The following is a 17,240-nucleotide window of genomic DNA, read 5'->3' as shown; positions in this document are numbered from 1 at the left end:
GCCCGCGTGATGCTGGTCCGGGCAGGTTGGAACCCGGACGGTGCCGAGGGCGTAAGACCTCCTGGTCCGCTGGACCAAGAGGCGGCCTGAGCCGTACATCCCCACGCAGCCCTGGAGGGTGGAGAATCCCCTCCCTCCAGGGAGGGGAGCCTTCAAGCGGGCCTTGACGTAGGTGGCGTCGAAGTAGAGGCAGGGGCAGGGGGAAAGCTGTTCGTCCAGGGCCCCGCAGATGCGGAGACCTCGCTGCGGTGTCGTGCGGTTACGTGTCTTCCGTGTACCTGAGCCCCAGCTGGGCGCAGACCAGCAGGGCCACCTCGATGTCCAGGCGGTTCTCGGTGAGTGGGTGGCCGAGTATCTCCTCGGCCTTGCGCACACGGTAGTGGACGGTGTTCTTGTGGACATGCAGGCGTGCGGCGGCGTCGGTGAAGCTGCCTCGCGCGTCGAGGAATGCCTGCACGGTCTCGCGCAGGCGGACCGTGGCCTCGTCGGCGCGCATGAGGTCGCCGAGGACGCGTTCGGCCCATGCTCTGACATCGGTGAGGTGGTCGACGAGGAGGCCGGCCAGTGCGACCTGAGAGTGGAGGACGAGCACGCGGTCGATGTCGGCTGAGGTGGCGGCGACGTCGCGGGCGCGTTGGGCGTCACGGAACGTCTGGCGGAAGCCGTGCAGTCCGGACGACGGTTCACCGATGGCGATGCGGAGCGCCGGGTGTTCGCGGAGTCCGCGTTCGAGCCGTTCGAGCCGGTAGGCGTCGAGGTCCGGCTTGCCGGTGGAGGAGATCCACGCCCAGGACGTCTGCTCGTCGGCGGAGACCGTCAGTGGTGTTTTGCCGGTGGCCGCCGCGAGCAGCGTCGCGCCCGTGCGGAGCTGGGCCGAGACATGGGCGGCCGGTCCGGGCCCGGTCCAGATGATGGCGGCGAGGTGCCACCCGCGCAGCGACGTTGACAGCATTTTCTCGGCCGAGGCGAGGTCGAGTCCCTCGGTGTCCAGCACGGCCCGGACCTGAGCGGCGCGGGTCGCGTCGGTGCGGGCGTCCCAACGTCTGCGCTCGTTCTCGTAGATGTCGATGAGACGCGCGATGACCTGGTCGATGTAGCTGTTCGTCAGGAGCGCGATCCGGCTGGTGGCCGCCAGCGCCTCGTCCGTGGCCAGGTCGAGGCGCCGAAGGGCGGTCATGGCCCACTGCACGAACATGTGCTCGCCCAGGCGGTAGGCCCGCAGCAGCGCCTCCAGGGACAGGTCGTGCTGGGCGAAGCGGCGGGCGTACTCGGCCGCGGCCGGCGGCACGGTGATGTCGTCGAGGGAGATGTTCAGCGCCAGTATGTCGACGATGGCCGCTAGGTTCGAGGAGGTGCTGGCGACCATCAGCCGTCGTACGGCATCGTCGTGGCGGAACTCGGGGATGGCGTCGATGAACATCGAGGTCATCTCCCCGGTCAGGTGCTCCAGATCGGCCTGGATGCCCTTGGCGGCATCGCGTACGACCTGGTCGGCGTGGGCGCTCATACCGGGACGGTACCCGGCGCGGCGACCGTGTGATCCCTTTGTGACGGCGGCACAAAACGGCGGGGCCGTACTGGGACGCAAGCCCATGGCCGCCCGGATGTGCCCTCCCTACCTTTTTCCTCACTGCCTTCGTCTCGGTGCGACTCAATGGTGAGGAAACGTGCTGCACATCTCCGAATTGCCGGATGTCCGAGCCGCCCGGAATCCCACGGGCCTCTGCATCGCCGACGACCACCAGCGACTGAACAATCAGGATTTCCTGGCGCGGGTCCGGAACGCGGCGGCTGTGCTGTGCGCTCGTGGAATAGGTGCTGGGGATGTGGTCGCGGTGATTCTGCCGAATCGCCTGGACCTCGTTGTGATCATGTTCGCGGCATGGCGGTTGGGTGCCGCGGTCACACCGGTGAATCCCGGGCTCACCGATGCGGAGGCACGTCACCAGGTCGAGGATTGTGCGGCGAAGGTGGTGATCACCGACGACGGTGCCCGTGTCGTCGGGACGCTGGACGTGGCCGCCGTGACGGACGCACCACTTGCGGCTGAGGACCCGGCCGTCGGGGCCGTCGCATCCGACTCCCTCGCCCTGATCATCTACACGAGCGGTACCACCGGGCGCCCGAAGGGCGTGATGCTCGACCACGCCAACGTCGCCGCCATGTGCCGGATGATCATCGACGGTATCGGCCTGGACGAGACCGACCACAGCCTGCTGGTCCTGCCGTTGTTCCACGTCAACGGGATCGTGGTGAGCGTGCTGTCGCCGCTGTTGGCGGGAGGGCGGGCGACGGTCGCGGGCCGGTTCAGCACGTCCACGTTCTTCGACTTGGTGGAATTCGTCCGGCCGACCTACTTCTCAGCGGTGCCGGCGATCTACGCGATGCTGGTGGCGCTGCCCGACGAGATACGGCCGGACACCTCGTCCCTGCGCCGGGTGATCTGTGGAGCCGCGCCGATGCCCGCCGAGCTGATCGCCCGGTTCGAGAACCGCTTCGGTGTGCCGATCGTCGAGGGTTACGGCCTGTCCGAGGGCACCTGCGCTTCGACGCTCAACCCGCCCGGCGGGCCGCGCAAGCCCGGCACGGTCGGGCTCCCGCTGCCTGGTCAGACCGTCGCCGTGATGGACGGCGAGGGCAACCTGCTCGACGACGGGTCGGCGGGCGAGGTGGTGGTTCGGGGCCCGAACGTCATGCGCGGCTACCTCGGACTGCCGGACGAGACGGCCAGGACCGTCGTCGACGGCTGGCTGCACACCGGCGACGTCGGGCGCTTTGACGCGGACGGCTATCTCGTCCTGGTCGACCGGATCAAGGACATGATCATCCGAGGCGGGGAGAACATTTACCCCAAGGAGATCGAGAACGTCCTGCACACCCACCCGGCGGTCCTGGAGGCGGCGGTGGTCGGCGCCTCCGATCCGGTCCTCGGCGAGGTTCCCGTAGCGCACGTCGTACCGCTGCCCGGTGCGGCGGTCGCCGCGGACGAACTCATCGAGCACTGCCGTGGCTCGCTGGCCCGGATCAAGGTGCCGGTGACGGTATTCGTCACCGATGCACTGCCGAGGAATCCGGTGGGGAAGATCGACAAGCGGCGCCTTCGCTCGTAAGTCGTTTTTCGGAACTGACGCGAATTACTCACCCGAACCATTTTCGGGTGCGGTTGGGTGCGCTCGAAAAACGCCTCAAAGAAAGGCCTGAACAATGGGGTTCAAAACAGGTGACTTTCCGCCCGTGGAGCAGGAGGAATTCCTGGAGAAGCCGCTTCGGGAGCGCCTGAGGGTGCTCGCTCTGCACTGGGTGGAGTACGGCTTCGGCTCGCCGAAGATGATTCCGACGACCTACGTGGTCAAGGTCCTCCTCCTCTATGTCCTCGCGGGGACCGCCCTGGCGACCTGGATCTCGGGGGTCGGACCGTTCTGGGACGTCACCCACTGGTGGAACGAGCCGGTCGTCTACCAGAAACTGGTGCTGTGGACGGTCTTCCTCGAGACGCTCGGGGTGGCCGGGTCGTGGGGCCCGATCGCCGGCAAGTTCAAGCCGATGACCGGCGGGATCCTGTTCTGGGCGCGGCCGGGCACCATTCGGCTGAGGCCGTGGAAGCGGGTGCCGTTCACCGACGGGGACCGTCGCACGGTGGGCGACGTACTGCTCTACCTGGCCTTCCTGCTGTGCCTGCTGCTGGCGGTCGTACTGCCCGGCGGGCCGACCGCGTCGCTGACCGAGGCGCTGCCGGACAACACCTCTGGGCTAGTGCGCCCGGCCCTGCTGGTTGCGCCGATCGTCCTGTACGTGCTCAACGGGCTGCGGGACAAGACGGTCTTCCTGGCCGCCCGTGGCGAGCAGTACCTGCCCGCGCTGGTGTTCTTCGCCGTCCTGCCCTTCACCGACATGATCCTCGCGGCAAAGCTGCTGATCTGCGTGGTCTGGATCGGCGCGGGGGTATCGAAGTTCGGGCTGCACTTCACCAACGTCGTCTCACCGATGGTCTCCAACAGCCCGTGCCTTCCGTCGAAGCGGATCAAGCGGCTGCACTACCGGGACTTCCCGCGCGACATCCGCCCGTCGAAGGTCGCGACCTTCATGGCGCACGTCGGCGGCTCGACGGTCGAGATCGTCACCCCGGTGGTGCTGCTGTTCTCGACGAACCGCTGGCTCACGCTCGCCGGCGTGGTGTTGATGGTCGTCTTCCACCTGTTCATCACCTCGACGTTCCCGCTGGCGGTGCCCCTGGAGTGGAACGTGCTCTTCGGCCACCTCTCGATCTTCCTGTTCCTCGGCTTCCCCGCCTGGGACGGTTACGGCATCGGCGACATGTCCTCGCCCTGGCTGGCCGCCGGGATCACCGCCGCACTGGCGTTCTTCCCCGTCCTCGGGAACCTGCGCCCGGACCTGGTGTCGTTCCTGCCCTCGATGCGGCAGTACGCGGGCAACTGGGCCTCCGCGCTGTGGGTCTTCGCGCCGGGCGCAGAAGAGAAGCTGAACTCGCTGCCGCACCGCCCGACGAAGAACCAGGTCGACCAGCTCCAGGCGTTGGGCTACCCGCAGGCGATCGCCGAGATCACCATGCAGCAGACGATCGCCTGGCGGTCGATGCACAGCCAGGGCCGCGGCCTGTTCTCGGTGCTGCTGAAGAACCTTCCCGACATCGACCAACGCACCGTGCGGGAGGCAGAGTTCGGGTGCAACTCGCTGATCGGGTTCAACTTCGGCGACGGCCATCTGCACGGCCTCGACCTCATCAACGCCGTGCAGGCGCGGGTCGGGTTCGCCCCCGGTGAGTGGATCGTCGTATGGGTGGAGTCGCAGCCCATCCACCGCGGGATGCAGCGCTACCAGGTGATCGACGCCGCGCTCGGGGTGATCGAGCGAGGAAGCTGGAAGGTCTCCGACGCGGTCAAGGAGCAGCCGTGGCTGCCCAACGGCCCGATTCCGCTCGACGTCACCTGGACCCGCGCACACGAGCCGCATGAGAAGGCGGAGAGCAGGACGTCATGAGCACAGCGGTCGTGGTCGGCTCCGGCCCCAACGGCCTCGCCGCCGCCGTCGCACTGGCCAGGGCGGGCGTACAGGTGACGGTGGTAGAGGCGGCCGACGCGATCGGCGGCGGCACTCGCTCCGGCGAGGCGATCCTGCCCGGACTGCTGCACGACCACTGCTCTGCCGTCCACCCGATGGCCGTCGGGTCGCCGTTCCTGCAGGAACTCGGCCTGGAGCGCTACGGGTTGACGTGGGCGCTGCCGGAGATCGACTGCGTCCACCCGCTCGACGGCGGCAGTGCCGGGGTGCTGCACCGCTCGGTCGCCGAGACCTCCGCGGGTCTCGGCGCCGACGGCCGGCGCTGGCGGCGGCTGTTCGAGGGCCCGTCATCGTCGTACGACACCCTGAGCGACGACATCCTCGGTCCGCTGCTGCGCATCCCGCGCCACCCCGTACGCCTGGCCCGCTTCGGTATCCCCGCATTGGCCCCCGCGTCGTTGCTGGCGAGGATGTTCGCGACCGAGGAGGCCAGGGCCCTGTGGGGCGGGGTCGCCGCGCACGCCTTCCATCCCCTGGACCGTCCGCTCAGCGCGAGCATCGGGCTCGGCATCCTCACGGCCGGGCACCGGCACGGCTGGGCGGTCGTGGAGGGGGGGATCGCGCCGGATCACGGAGGCGATGGCGGCGCTGCTGGCCGACCTCGGCGGAAAGATCGAAATCGGCATGCGGGTGCGGTCGGTTGCGGACCTGCCGGCCACGGACGTGACCGTCTGGGACGTGTCACCCACGGCCCTGGCGGACATCCTGGGCGACCTGCTGCCGCCGCGCGTCGTGCGGGCCTACCGTCGATTCCGGTACGGCCCGGGGGCGTTCAAGGTCGACTTCGCGGTCGCGGGCGGGGTCCCGTGGACCGCCGAAGCGGCGCGACGGGCCGGCACGGTGCATCTCGGCGGCACGTTCGCCGAGATCGCCGCCACCGAGCGCGAGATCCACACCGGGCGGATGCCCGAGCGGCCGTTCGTCCTGGTCGGGCAGCAGTATCTGGCCGACCCGTCGCGGTCGGTGGGAGACGTGCACCCGGTGTGGACGTACGCCCACGTCCCGAACGGCTACTCCGGCGACGCCACCGAGGCGATCACCGCCCAGATCGAGCGGTTCGCCCCGGGATTCCGGGACCGGATCATCGGCACCGCCGTCCGTACCACGACCGGATTCGCCGCATACAACCCGAACTACGTCGGCGGCAACATCATGACCGGCGCCAAGGACATCCCTCAGCTGATCGCCGGACCACGACTCACCCTCCAGCCCTACGACACCGGAATCCCCGGTCACTACCTGTGCTCGGCGGCCACCCCGCCCGGCCCCGGCGCCCACGGCATGTGCGGCGCTCAGGCCGCAGCCCGAGCTCTGCGCCACCTGCGGGGGTGACGCACCACACCGCATCCCGAACCCTGTAGGGTGCCAGAAGTCACGTACAGCCTCTGGTCAGGCACTTTCCAGCTCCAGGCGATCATGGCAGGCTCGGGCTGCATGGCGCTGCGAATGATCTACCTGGCCCTCCTCCGGCTCCTTGGACTGCTCCTGCTGCTGTCACGCTCGCAAGAGGCCAAGGACGTCGAGCTGCTCGCGCTGCGCCACGAGAACGCGGTGCTGCGCCGACGGCTCGGCGCCCGGCCGCGCCTTGCCTGGCCGGACCGCGCCATGCTCGCAGCCCTCGCCCGGCACCTGCCGTCCCGCCTGCGCAGGCATCGCTTGGTCACCCCCGGCACCCTGCTTGCCTGGCACCGCCGACTGCTCCGCTGGAAGTGGAGACAGAAACCTGCGCGGACCGGCCGGCCGCCGATCTCCGAGGAGCTCACCGCCCTCATCCTTCGCCTGGCCTGCGAGAACCCCTGCGGGTGCCGAAAACCTCATCCATGGCCTGTGAGCTGCGGGTTCTCGCGAAAGGCCATTGATCGCCGGGTGGGCGTGTCAGGCTGGTTGATCGTGCTGCTGCGACTGCCCTACCTCGCTGCGTCAAGCGTGTTCGCCCTGATACGGCTGCTGCCGATGAGCGATGTGGACAAGGACATCGAAATATTGACGCTGCGACACCAGCTGGCGGTCCTGCAGCGGCAGATCGACAGGCCGCGGGTCACGCAGGCGGACCGTGCCCTCCTGGCGGCGCTGCTGCACCGGCTCCCGAGGGCCAAGCTGCGGAAGTTGCACCTGATCGTCTCCCCGGCCACGGTCCTGAGGTGACACCGTGACCTGATGCGTCGTCGCCACGCCGAGACGTCTGGTCGCACGAAGCGGCCGGGTAGACCGCCGACCCGGCGCAGCATTCAGGCGCTCGTGCTGCGCCTGGCCCGCGAGAACAGTGGGTGGGGCTACAGACGGATCCACGGCGAACTGGCCGTCCTCGGCATCAAGGTTGCAGCCTCTACGGTGTGGGAGATCCTGCGAGCGCACGGAATCGAGCCTGCTCCCGAACGCGACCGCCAGACCTGGGCCGCGTTCCTCCGCGGCCAGGCCCATGCAATCCTGGCCTGCGACTTCTTCACCGTCACTACCCTGAACGGCGCGAGCGTGTACGTCTTCGCCGTCATCGAGCACGCCAACCGCCGCATCCGCATCCTCGGCGTGACCGCCCACCCGACCGCGGACTGGGTCACCCAGGCCGCGAGGAACGTCGTGATGGACCTCCAGGACGCCGGCGCTACCGTTCGACACCTGATCAGGGACCGCGACAGCAAGTTCACCCGCGCGTTCGACGCCGTCTTCGAGGCCGAGGGCATCGAGATCGTCACCACCGGCATCCGTGTTCCCCGCATGAACTCGATCACGGAACGCTGGGTGCAGACCTGCAGGCACGAACTCCTCGATTGGACCTTGATCTGGAACCAGGCCCACCTGCCCCACGCTCGGCGAGTTCGAAGCCTTCTACAATCAGCATCGGCCTCACCGCACCCTGCACAGCGCTGCGCCCCTGGGGCCAGTTCCCGAACCGATCACCGATCCCGCCCGACTCGACCGGCTAGACGTCCATCGACGTGACCGACTCGGCGGCCTCCTCCACGAGTACGCACACGCCGCTTGATCTGCGCGGATGTAGTTCTCGGCACTCGCAGCTGCACCGACACGACACGCTCCGATCCGAGAAGACCCACGAGTGATCACCAGCGCTCATGGTCCACCGCCTGCTCGTCGCGCTGCCACCCCTGGCGCACGGGCAGACCCACGACCGACTCCGCCAGCCACCTCGACACCTGCCAACTCAGCTTCAACGCACGGCAGTTGAAATTAACCACCCAAGATCGCGCAGCCTCGCCGGTCAATCAAGTGGTGTTTATGGCTACTTGTGGTGTTTTTGAGGTAACCGGGACATGATCGGCTGCGAAATCCGTTTACGTAAGTAGGCCGACGCGGCCTTTTCCGGGCTGCCCTTTTGGTTTCATATTGGGAGTAGCGCCAGGTTCTCTGGCGGGGGACCGGGATCTGGGGACATGGCGGGAGGCAGGCTGTGAGCGATGTCGCTCGACTGAGGCTGCTCGACGGGTTCGCACTCGACTGCGGCTCGAAACCGGTTCATGTGACGAAGACTCTGCAGCGGTTGCTCGCATTCGTGGCGCTGCGGCGGCAGGCCACTCGCCCGCTCGTGGCGGGCACGCTGTGGCCGGAGTCCGACGAACCCAAGGCGTTCGGCCGGTTACGGACCGCGCTGTGGCGGCTGCACCAGTTCGATGTGGCGGTGCTCGCTGTGGATGGCGAAATGTTGCGGCTGCACGAGTCGGTGAGCGTCGACGTCGACGATCTTCTGCGCAGCGTCCAGGACAGTGACGCCGAGGCCCATGATGTGCTGCGCAGCGACGGACTTCAGGAGTTACTGCCGGGCTGGTACGACGACTGGGTGCTGCTGGATCGGGAACGGCTTCGCCAGCTCTACCTGCACACACTGGAGAAACTGGCGCTGCGAGATCTGCGGGCCGGCGATTTCGCAGGCGCTCTGGAGGCGGTACTCGTCGCGCTGCGGGCTGAGCCGCTGCGGGAGAGCCCGTACCGGTTGCTCCTTGAGATCCACCTGGCGGAGGGCAACTACAGCGAGGCCATCTACACCTATCACGCGTACCGGATCCTGCTGCGTCGCGAACTCGGCGTGAACCCGTCGCCCGGGATGCGGCGGTTGCTGGATGCGGCCGTCGAACCGGTGTCCGGAACGGGCGGATCGCCGCGGTACTGGCTGGCGGGAGGAGTGGGGTCATGATCGAGTATGTTCGCCGCTCGCGCAGCACGGTCCCCCGGGGCGGTGTGCGGACACGGCTGGCCGCCTTGGTGCGCGACGTCCTCGCTTCGCCGGGGCGCCCGCTGGAACCGGACGCCCGCGCGGACCTGGAGGCGCAGTTCGGCTGTGACTTCAGCCGGGTGCGGGTCCATGTCGACGCGACGGCGGCGGCCTCAGCGGACGCCGTCGATGCGCTCGCCTACACGGTCGGCCGGGATGTGGTGTTCGCGCAGGGTCGTTACCAGCCCGACCAGGTCCAAGGGCGGCGACTGCTCGCTCACGAACTTGCCCATGTGGCGCAGCAGGGCCAGATCGCGGTCGGCCCGGACGCCGAGTTGCGCATCGGCGAACCCGGTGACGCGTGTGAGCGCCAGGCCGATGCCGTGGCGGGCGGCGCGCGGTCGGCCGCGTTCACGCGGGACGGCAGCCCGGGTGTGGTGCGGCGCCAGCACCGCGAGCCCGGCCCGGTGAGCGTCCGTTCGCCGGTCGCCGAGGAAGTGCTCACCCAGGTGAGTGACGTCCTGGGCGGTGTGACCGGCCGCACGCTCGGCGCGGCCGAACTAGCGATGGCCACCGGCGTTTTCGGTGCGAGCATCGACCTGGACCGGGTCCGACTCATCCCCACGGACGTGCTCGAGTACCGCACGGTGGGGAACAACGTGCGGGTACCGAGAGGCTTCACCGCCGATGACGCCTACATGGCGCAGACGCTCATCCACGAGCTGACCCACGTGTGGCAGTACCAGCACGGCGGCACGAGCTACATCTCCCACTCGCTCCAGACCCAGATCGCAGGCGCGGTCCGGGGCAACCGCAACTTTGCCTACGCGTACGAGCTGACCTCCAGGTCGTCGTTTTTCGACTTCACCCCGGAACAGCAGGCGAGCATCGTGGAGAACTACTTCGCGATGGGCCGCGACAAGGCCGCGATCGCCCTCGCGGGCGGCGTCACAGGCTGGTACAGCTCCAACCACCAGGGACCCGACGGCTTCCCGGTGCAGCTGTCGGCCGCCGAGCGCAGCGCCGAGATCGGCACGGAGTTGCCGCTGCACGAGCGTGTGCTGGCCCAGTTGCGGGCGGCGCTCCCGGTGCCAGAGCACGAGACCCTGATGCTTCGCGCCTCGGAAGTGATGCGTACCCCGGGCCAGGACGCCCTTCGTGATCCGTCCCGTGACCTGTCCTCCGGGAAACCGCTGCTGGAAGTCCGGTTCCCGGGCCTCTAACCGGCCAGTGGGCGGAACGTCTTGAGCGGTGACGCATCGACGTTGTCGCCGGAGACGTAGGCGAGCAGGGCGTAGTGATACTGCACGCCGTCGGGGCCGACGGGCACCGGGCCGTCCATGCCCTGTGGCCAAAGGACGTCGCCGGTCGCGGTGCGAGCCGGGACGAGCCAGTAGTCGCCGCGCCGGTACGTGCCTTTCTCCGACTGCCCGGCCTGGAACCACACCTGCACACCGTCCTCGATGTCCAGCCACGTGCCCTCCACCAACGGAAGCGCACCGTCGTTCGCGAGGGCCGGCGGAGCCTGAACCGAGGCCGCCGGGGCGGCCGGTGTGGTGCTCGCCTGCGTGCTGTCCAGGGGCTGGTGGTCCCAACGGCGCAGGAATGGATGAGCGCCGAGCCCGCAGTCCTCGTCGCCGTCCTGCTGGTTGAGGGTGACCAGCAGGTCCACGGCGTCGATCGCGACCACGTGCCGCAGCCGAGGGGCCGGCCTGGGCGGTTCGGTCAGCACGACGTCGTCGGCCACCCGTCCGGCGATCGTGTCGTCGACGATCTCGACTCGGTCGCCGACCTCGAGACCGAGCTTCCCGTCGCGGCCGAGAGTGGTGACCTTGGCCACCGCACCGGTGAGTGACACGATCGGGAACACCACCGATGCGTTCTCCCTGGACCACTTGAACGTGGCGCCCTCGAGTGCGTCACCGACGGCGTGTCCCGCGGGCGCGTGGGCGGTGTCTGCCGGCCAGGCCGGGCCGCCGGTGTGCACCTCGATCCGGTAGAGCTGGTTCTCCGGTCCACGGAACTGGCTGTCCGGCGGCAGGTGGCATTGGTCGCCCGAGGCAGCGGACGGCTGCTTGGCGCGCGCCCTCATCTGCCCGGTCGGCTGGAAGGAGCGCAGTGTGGTGGGGAATTCCTTCATTGCGGCCCTTGTGCTGCTCGCGTTCACCGCGAGCGCGGCCACCTGCCAGACGGTCTTCGCCCGGGCCGCGGTGTCCGGGCCGGGGTCGCCGAGCGCGACCTCGCGGATGGCCGGATCCTGCAGAGCGGTGATCAGCCGTTCCCGCACCCGCAGATACACCACGAACGGCTTGTCCTGCGGCAGTTCGTCGTTGCTGTCGTTGATGTCCAGACGAAGGTCCGGCTGGGTCCAGTAGGTGACGTCGGCCTCGTTCTCCACGAGGATGCCGTCGACGTACATGTGCCCCGCCGAGATCCTCAGATCCGCCTGTGGTTTCTTACCGTTGACGGTTGTGACCACGAAGCCACCACCGGAGGCCGGCGCCGCCGCAGACCCGAACAGGTCGAAGACCATGGTGCGCAGCTGGTGCAGCAGGATGGCGGCCTGCTCGTTGAAGTCGGCGTCGAGCTGCACTCGGCCCTGCTGGGCGAGCACCGCCGAATAGTGCTTGCGCGGATCGAACGTCGTCCGCGAGAAGTCGCCTTGCATGATTCCCTCCGGTTCCCCTTGGACGATCTGCTTCCGACGGTCGTTCCGGCTAGGTCACGATCACGATGCCGACGTCGCATCCGGCCGGCACGTACTCGCCGAGCCGGGCCGTCAGGTTGTCTTCACGCTGGGGTTGGAACAGGTCGTGGAACGCGCCCAGTTCCGAGCCGTCCTCGGCGCCGCGCCGGATCTCGTCCGGGCAGTCCACCGCGAGCTGCGCGTATCCCGGCATGCCGTATTGGGTGCCGGTGAACCTCGGCACCACCCGCTGCGGTTGGCCCGGCGGCGGGGCGGGGGGCAGACAGTGGTACCGGCGGGGTGTACGCGAACCCGGGCCGAGCCAGCAGAACCGCACGCAGCCGGACTGGCGGCGCTCCACCTGGAGGCAACCGTCCACGATGGAATTCTCCACCAGGCCGACGGCTTGGGTGAGTACCTTGCCGAGGACGGTCGTGCGGCGGGCGTTGAAGACCGCGTGGGCCCGTCGTTCGTGCGGTGCGGACAACGCGGCCAGCCCCTTCCCGGCGGCATCGAGAACACTGTCGGACAGCCAGATCGGGTTCGGTTCGGAGTGCACCTCGTCCACGTTGACCAGGATCGAGCCGATGATGCTCTGCTCGACCTGGAGGCAGGCCGGCGTGTCGGCGAGTTCGATGCTGGCCTCCTCCTCGTGCTCGGAATGGCACTCCTGGTCGAGTGACCAGCCGGGCACCAGCGTGCAGTGCCGCACCACGACCTGTCCGACGTTGCCGGAGACCCGCAGGCCGCGACCGCAGACCAGCAGCCCGTCGAACTCGATCCTCGGTGGCGTGCCCGCTTGCCCGGCGGCGTCCGGTTGCGGGCCGACGACCTGCAGGCCGTCCGGGCGGTTGCTGTACCAGTCCAGGATCCGCAGGACCGGGCGCTTGCCCTGCGCGGCACGGAGGGTCAGCCGGTCGTCGGGGTCCAGCTCGATGGTGAGCTTCTCGAGGTAGTCGCCGGCGTCGGTGATCTCGATGACGGCCTCGCGTTTGCTGGGGTCGGACGTCTTGTCCGCCCGCCACTGCCGAACAGCTGCGCCGATCTCGGTGAAGTCGTTCTCCTCGGCTTGGCCGACCGTGTAGAACCCCTTGGGGCGCTTGAGCTCCAGCGGCCGGACATACTCACCGCCGCCCATGTCCGCGCTGAAGCCGTAGTGGTAGTCCACCCACACGCCGTCGGTCGGCGCTTGCCGCGGGGGGAAGGCGATCCGGCCGAGCACAGGGTCGATCGCGACCTGGTGGTTCTTGGGCTGATGGCGCCAGCCGGTCAGATCCGCCGGCACGACGCGGTTCAGCGGCACCGGTTCGTTGCCGACGTAGACGCACATGCTCTTGCCCGGCCCGTAGAACTGCGCGGTCCGTTCGGCGAAGGCGAGGCGGCGGATGAACGCGGGGACGTTGCTCTCGTCCGCGAGGTGTGTCGGTGAGGGTTCCTCGACCGGTTTTGCGATCAGCGGCGCGCTGTTGCCGAGCACGCTGAAGGTGAAGTGCGTGCGGGCGCGGTCGTCGCAGTGGGCCGGCGCGTGAGTGACCGGATATGCCCGCAGCCGCCACAGGAACAGGCCCACCTCGGGGATGTTGTAACGGCCCTGCCTCCGGGCCGAGTTGATGCGCCGGACGTTGACGGTGTGCGCGAGGGGGTCGAACGGGCCGTCGACCCGGTCGAGCGCGTCGACGGCGTGCAGGTCCACGGTGCGGCCTCGGGTGAGCCGGCGGCGATCGGCGTGCGGGTCACGGCCGTACAGCCGCACGGACTGGGTGACGCCGAGCAGCGCACGGAACTCCACCGCGCGCCCGGGCCACGCGGCGACGTCCTCGGCCAGCTCTTCCAGCAGTGCCAGCGTGCCCTTGCGGCGTCGGTTGGCGCTGGTGTGCGCGACATCGCGCCGCCCGGCGATCGCGGTCAGCAGCCGCCCGGCCGCTTCGGTCTTCCCGGACAGGGCCTCGGCGGAACCGGGCAGGACGCGGTAGCCGACCAGGTCGCCGAGGTACGGCGCGACCCAGCTCTGACAGGTCTCGATGAACCAGTCGTCGTAGAGCTGCTCGATGTCGGCCTCGATCACATCTGCCTGCTCCTGCACCACACCGAGCAGCGCGCGCAGCGCAAGGCCCTGCTCCGCGTCGCGACGTCGGACAACGGCCGGCAGCAGGTCGTACATGCGGTCGGGTGTCACGGAATCCTCCGCAGGGTGAGTGCTTCCGGCACGTCGTACGGGAGCACCGCGAGCTGAGCAGGGCGAACGCCGTGGTACACGGTGAGAAGCTGTCGGGGCTCCAGCGTCGTGGTGTTCAGCCGCGGGTTCAGTGCGGCGAGCTCATCGAGGTGCAGTCCGAACCGCTGGGTCACCGTGGTGAGCGTGTCGCCGGACGCGACCTCGTATTCGCTGTGCTCGAAGTGGGCCGGGAGCGACGGGACGCACGGTTTCGCCATGGTCAACTCGGCGGCCAGCCGGGCAAGCCGGATCGGCGTGATGTCCCCCGGCACGTCGCCGAAGACGCGTACGTCGACGTAGTCCACGCCCTCGACGCTCTGCATCGTCGCGATGGCCTCGCTGAGATACGCGGGCCGGCCGAGGGTGCGCGCGGCGAAGCCGAACTCGGCGGCCAACGCGGCACGAACAGCCGGCTCGACGAGGTCCCACGAATGGTCCGGCAACACCTTGATCTCGGCGTCGAGCACGATCAGCCGCAGCTCCCTTGCGGCCACCCGAACCGGCACCCCGGCGTCACCGAAGTCCACAAGGGACGGTTCGAGCATGGTGAACAGGTCGGAGAGTGGGTCGATCGGGGTATCACCGACCGCTGCCACGGTCACATGCACGACCTCGCGGGTCCCGTCGAAGAGCTTCACCGCGCTCGCCTTGCCGATGCCGGCCCTGGCTCGGGTGAAGTCCTCGTAGTCCTGGACGGACACCAGTCGGTCGAGCGCGCGCAGCCGCAGCGGGATGACGGTACGCGCGTCGTCAGGTCCGTCTCCGTCCGCGCCGCCGGTGGCCGGCAGCGGGTTGGTCACCCCGCTCACCCCGAGCGGGCGTGCGGCAAGCTGGTTGATCTTGTCGACCGCGATGTTTCCGGATGCGCCGGCGCCGGTGCGGTAGCTCGCGGTGACGTTCTGGTTGCCCGATGGCAGGCGCGCGCCGTGCACGCCGTCGCCGAACGCGACGGACTCTCCGCCGCTTGTCCCGCCCGGGCCGTTGCCGGGGCCGGAGCGCAGCACGTACGCGTGGTCGTTCGGTCCGGACAACGCGAGTGCGACGGTCTGGTGCCACGCGACACCGTTGACCCGTGTGGTCAGCGAATTGCGCGCACCGAGCGGATTGTCGGCTGCGGTCCAGGTCAGCGGAGCCATGTCGGCGACCAGGTGCAGCCCGAACACCTGGTTCGGCCGGCCGGCGTCGCCGTTGCCGAGGATGTCGCTGCGGGTTTCGCCCTGGGTGGCCGCGACGACGTTGCCGTAGATCTTCACCGTGGACCGCTTGTAGGTGTAGGCGAGTTCATTGGCCAACAGCAGCCGGGTCTGCGGCCCCTGTCCGTTCTGCAACACCGGCCGGCCGTCGACGGTGCGGTCGAGGCGTTGGCTGACGCCCGCGATCATGGCGAGTTCCACCGCGTGGACGCCACTGGTGTACGGCACATCGGTGCGTTCGCCCGACACGATCACCCAGCGGCCGGGTTTGAGGCCGTCGTAGCACTTCGCGAGGTCGATCGACGCCTGCCCGACGTCATCGAGGACCGGATCGCCGACCGGAGTGAGGGATTCACCCTGCGCCCACACCGGCGTGCCACGCTCCAGCAGCCCTGGCGAGGCATTGAGCGAGGTCCGGAACTCCAGCATCGTCACCGTTGTCTCGGCGATCTTCTTGGTGGAGTCCTTGGGGTCGGTGATGTCGAGCCGTGTCTGCATGACGCGGTCGGGGAAGAGCACCACCGAGTGCGTGCCGTCGGCCGTTCCGACGATCACCGGCTTGCCCGGCAGGATCGCGTCGTAGACCGCGTCGAGCAGGATCTGGTCCGGCACGTTGTCGGTCGCGGCCGGTACCGGAGCGGGCGTCGGTGTGTTCCCGCGGGGTGGCCTCACGTCCGCGATGGTCGCCCGGACCCGCATGACGGTCAGCCCGGACAGCGGCGGTGGGTCGGCGATCCGCTCGCGCCGCCAGGCGTCGTACACCGGTGCCAGGCGAGGGTCGGCGGCGGCGAGCAGCCGGGGGTGCACATCCGAGTCCGGCACGAACAACTGCCGCGCGGGTGTGTCGAGGGCGCGCGCGTTGCGCGGCGGGCGGGATGGACCGCGGCGCAGCGCCGGTACGACGGGCGTCAGTCCGACCAGCCCGGTCGCCCCGTATGGATCCGGGCACTCCCGCTTTGCGCGGTCCTCGCAGTTCAGGGACTCGGCGAGGGAGCGCAGCAGAGCCATCTCGGGGGTGCTGCGGCGGGCCAGCTGCGCCGCCAGGCCGGTCAGCGTCCTGCCGGCGTTCGCCACCGCTTCGAGTTCGACGCTCAGCCAGGCGGCAAGCGCACAGCTCGCGCCCCGGGCGCCCAGAGCAGCGGCTTCCGGCAGCCGCTGGAGGTACCAGGCGACGCGGCCCAGCGCGTCGGCCGGGGCCGGCGTGGGGTCCAGAAGGGCCGCCAGCGGGTTGAGGACGTCGGTGACGATGCGTGCCGCGGTCGGGTCCTTCTGCGCGACCGGGACACCCCTCGCGTCGTTCACCGCGGTCGCGAGGCGGGTGACCGCGGTGGTGAAGGCATCGAGCGGGGTCGTGGACGACACCAGTGTCACGTCGGTCCTGTCGGCGGTGAAGTCCACGGTGGCCTCATCGACGGTCCGGACATGCACATTCGGCCCGAGTCCGATGGGCGCGAACTCGAACAGCAGCCGGTCGCCCTTTCTGAGGTTCGCGGTGGTGCCGCCCACGGCGAGGTTCACCAGCGCAGCGTCGACGTTCCCGGCGGTGATGTTCGGAGGGTCGGTGAGACGGACCGCGAGGGTGTTCCACTCCTCGCGGGCGACCAGGTCCTCGTTCGTTTCGAATGTCTGCGGCAACTGGCCGTTCGCCGATTGGCTCTTCGCGCCCGACCCGGCCGGGATGAGACTGCGTGCGCCGGGGTCGAGCGTGTACGCGAGGTAGGCGCTCGACGCCAGCGCCGGCCGGGGTAGATAGCCCGCGAGCCTGCCCAGTTGGTCGATCGACTCCGGTTCGGTCGCGGTGCGCAGGTACCCCTCGTTGGCGATCCGCTCCTGGTAGAAGGTCAGGACGTCGCCCACCACTGCCCAGCAGTCGAGCAAGGCGATTGCCGGGTCGTCCGGCTC

General features: G+C 69.1%; 9 protein-coding genes and 3 pseudogenes. 7 read left to right on the top strand and 5 right to left on the bottom strand.

Features of this window, described 5'->3' with window-relative positions:
• A pseudogene (locus ABZ904_RS40230) lies at positions 1-90 on the top strand (RNA-guided endonuclease TnpB family protein); the annotation flags it as partial.
• A gap of 169 nt (positions 91-259) precedes the next feature.
• On the opposite strand, the gene ABZ904_RS40225 reads toward ABZ904_RS40230, so the two are convergent.
• The gene (locus tag ABZ904_RS40225) at positions 260-1,507 is read right to left on the bottom strand and encodes a helix-turn-helix domain-containing protein (RefSeq protein WP_361829075.1); all 1,248 of its coding nucleotides are present in this window, start codon (positions 1,505-1,507) and stop codon (positions 260-262) included.
• A gap of 160 nt (positions 1,508-1,667) precedes the next feature.
• Here ABZ904_RS40225 and ABZ904_RS40220 point away from each other — a divergent pair, with 160 nt between their 5' ends.
• The 6 genes and pseudogenes from ABZ904_RS40220 (at position 1,668) to ABZ904_RS40195 (ending at position 10,467) form a co-directional block, all read left to right on the top strand.
• Positions 1,668-3,110, top strand: a complete 1,443-nt coding sequence (locus ABZ904_RS40220; RefSeq protein WP_361829073.1) for an AMP-binding protein — start codon at positions 1,668-1,670, stop codon at positions 3,108-3,110.
• 94 nt (positions 3,111-3,204) lie between these two features.
• A complete protein-coding gene (locus ABZ904_RS40215; protein ID WP_361829071.1) occupies positions 3,205-4,998 on the top strand; it encodes a DUF3556 domain-containing protein in 1,794 nt (597 codons plus the stop codon).
• Positions 4,995-6,411: pseudogene (locus ABZ904_RS40210) on the top strand (NAD(P)/FAD-dependent oxidoreductase). The gene ABZ904_RS40215 and the pseudogene ABZ904_RS40210 overlap by 4 nt, the downstream one beginning before the upstream one ends.
• Before the next feature lie 558 nt (positions 6,412-6,969).
• A pseudogene (locus ABZ904_RS40205) lies at positions 6,970-8,062 on the top strand (integrase core domain-containing protein).
• 423 nt (positions 8,063-8,485) lie between these two features.
• Positions 8,486-9,226, top strand: coding sequence for a BTAD domain-containing putative transcriptional regulator (locus tag ABZ904_RS40200; protein ID WP_361829069.1), 741 nt, complete (start codon positions 8,486-8,488; stop codon positions 9,224-9,226).
• On the top strand, positions 9,223-10,467 hold the full coding sequence (locus tag ABZ904_RS40195; protein ID WP_361829067.1) for a DUF4157 domain-containing protein: 1,245 nt from the start codon (positions 9,223-9,225) through the stop codon (positions 10,465-10,467). Before ABZ904_RS40200 ends, ABZ904_RS40195 begins: the two co-directional genes overlap by 4 nt.
• Here ABZ904_RS40195 and ABZ904_RS40190 read toward each other — a convergent pair.
• From ABZ904_RS40190 to ABZ904_RS40175, 4 genes are all read right to left on the bottom strand, one after another.
• Positions 10,464-11,912, bottom strand: coding sequence for a DUF6519 domain-containing protein (locus ABZ904_RS40190; RefSeq protein WP_361829065.1), 1,449 nt, complete (start codon positions 11,910-11,912; stop codon positions 10,464-10,466). The genes ABZ904_RS40195 and ABZ904_RS40190 overlap by 4 nt on opposite strands.
• A 49-nt stretch (positions 11,913-11,961) precedes the next feature.
• The gene (locus ABZ904_RS40185) at positions 11,962-14,106 is read right to left on the bottom strand and encodes a hypothetical protein (protein WP_361829063.1); all 2,145 of its coding nucleotides are present in this window, start codon (positions 14,104-14,106) and stop codon (positions 11,962-11,964) included.
• A complete protein-coding gene (locus ABZ904_RS40180; RefSeq protein ID WP_361829079.1) occupies positions 14,103-15,527 on the bottom strand; it encodes a putative baseplate assembly protein in 1,425 nt (474 codons plus the stop codon). Before ABZ904_RS40180 ends, ABZ904_RS40185 begins: the two co-directional genes overlap by 4 nt.
• A gap of 902 nt (positions 15,528-16,429) precedes the next feature.
• Entirely contained in the window at positions 16,430-16,624 is a 195-nt protein-coding gene (locus ABZ904_RS40175) for a hypothetical protein (protein ID WP_359405325.1), read from the bottom strand.
• Between the last annotated feature and the right edge of the window lie 616 nt (positions 16,625-17,240).

Origin of the sequence: Streptomyces sp. NPDC046900 (assembly GCF_040644975.1) — a bacterium.
Taxonomy (GTDB): Bacteria; Actinomycetota; Actinomycetes; order Streptomycetales; family Streptomycetaceae; genus Streptomyces.
Note: the sequence above shows the minus strand (reverse complement) of the source record. Positions and strands in the feature narration are given on the sequence as shown.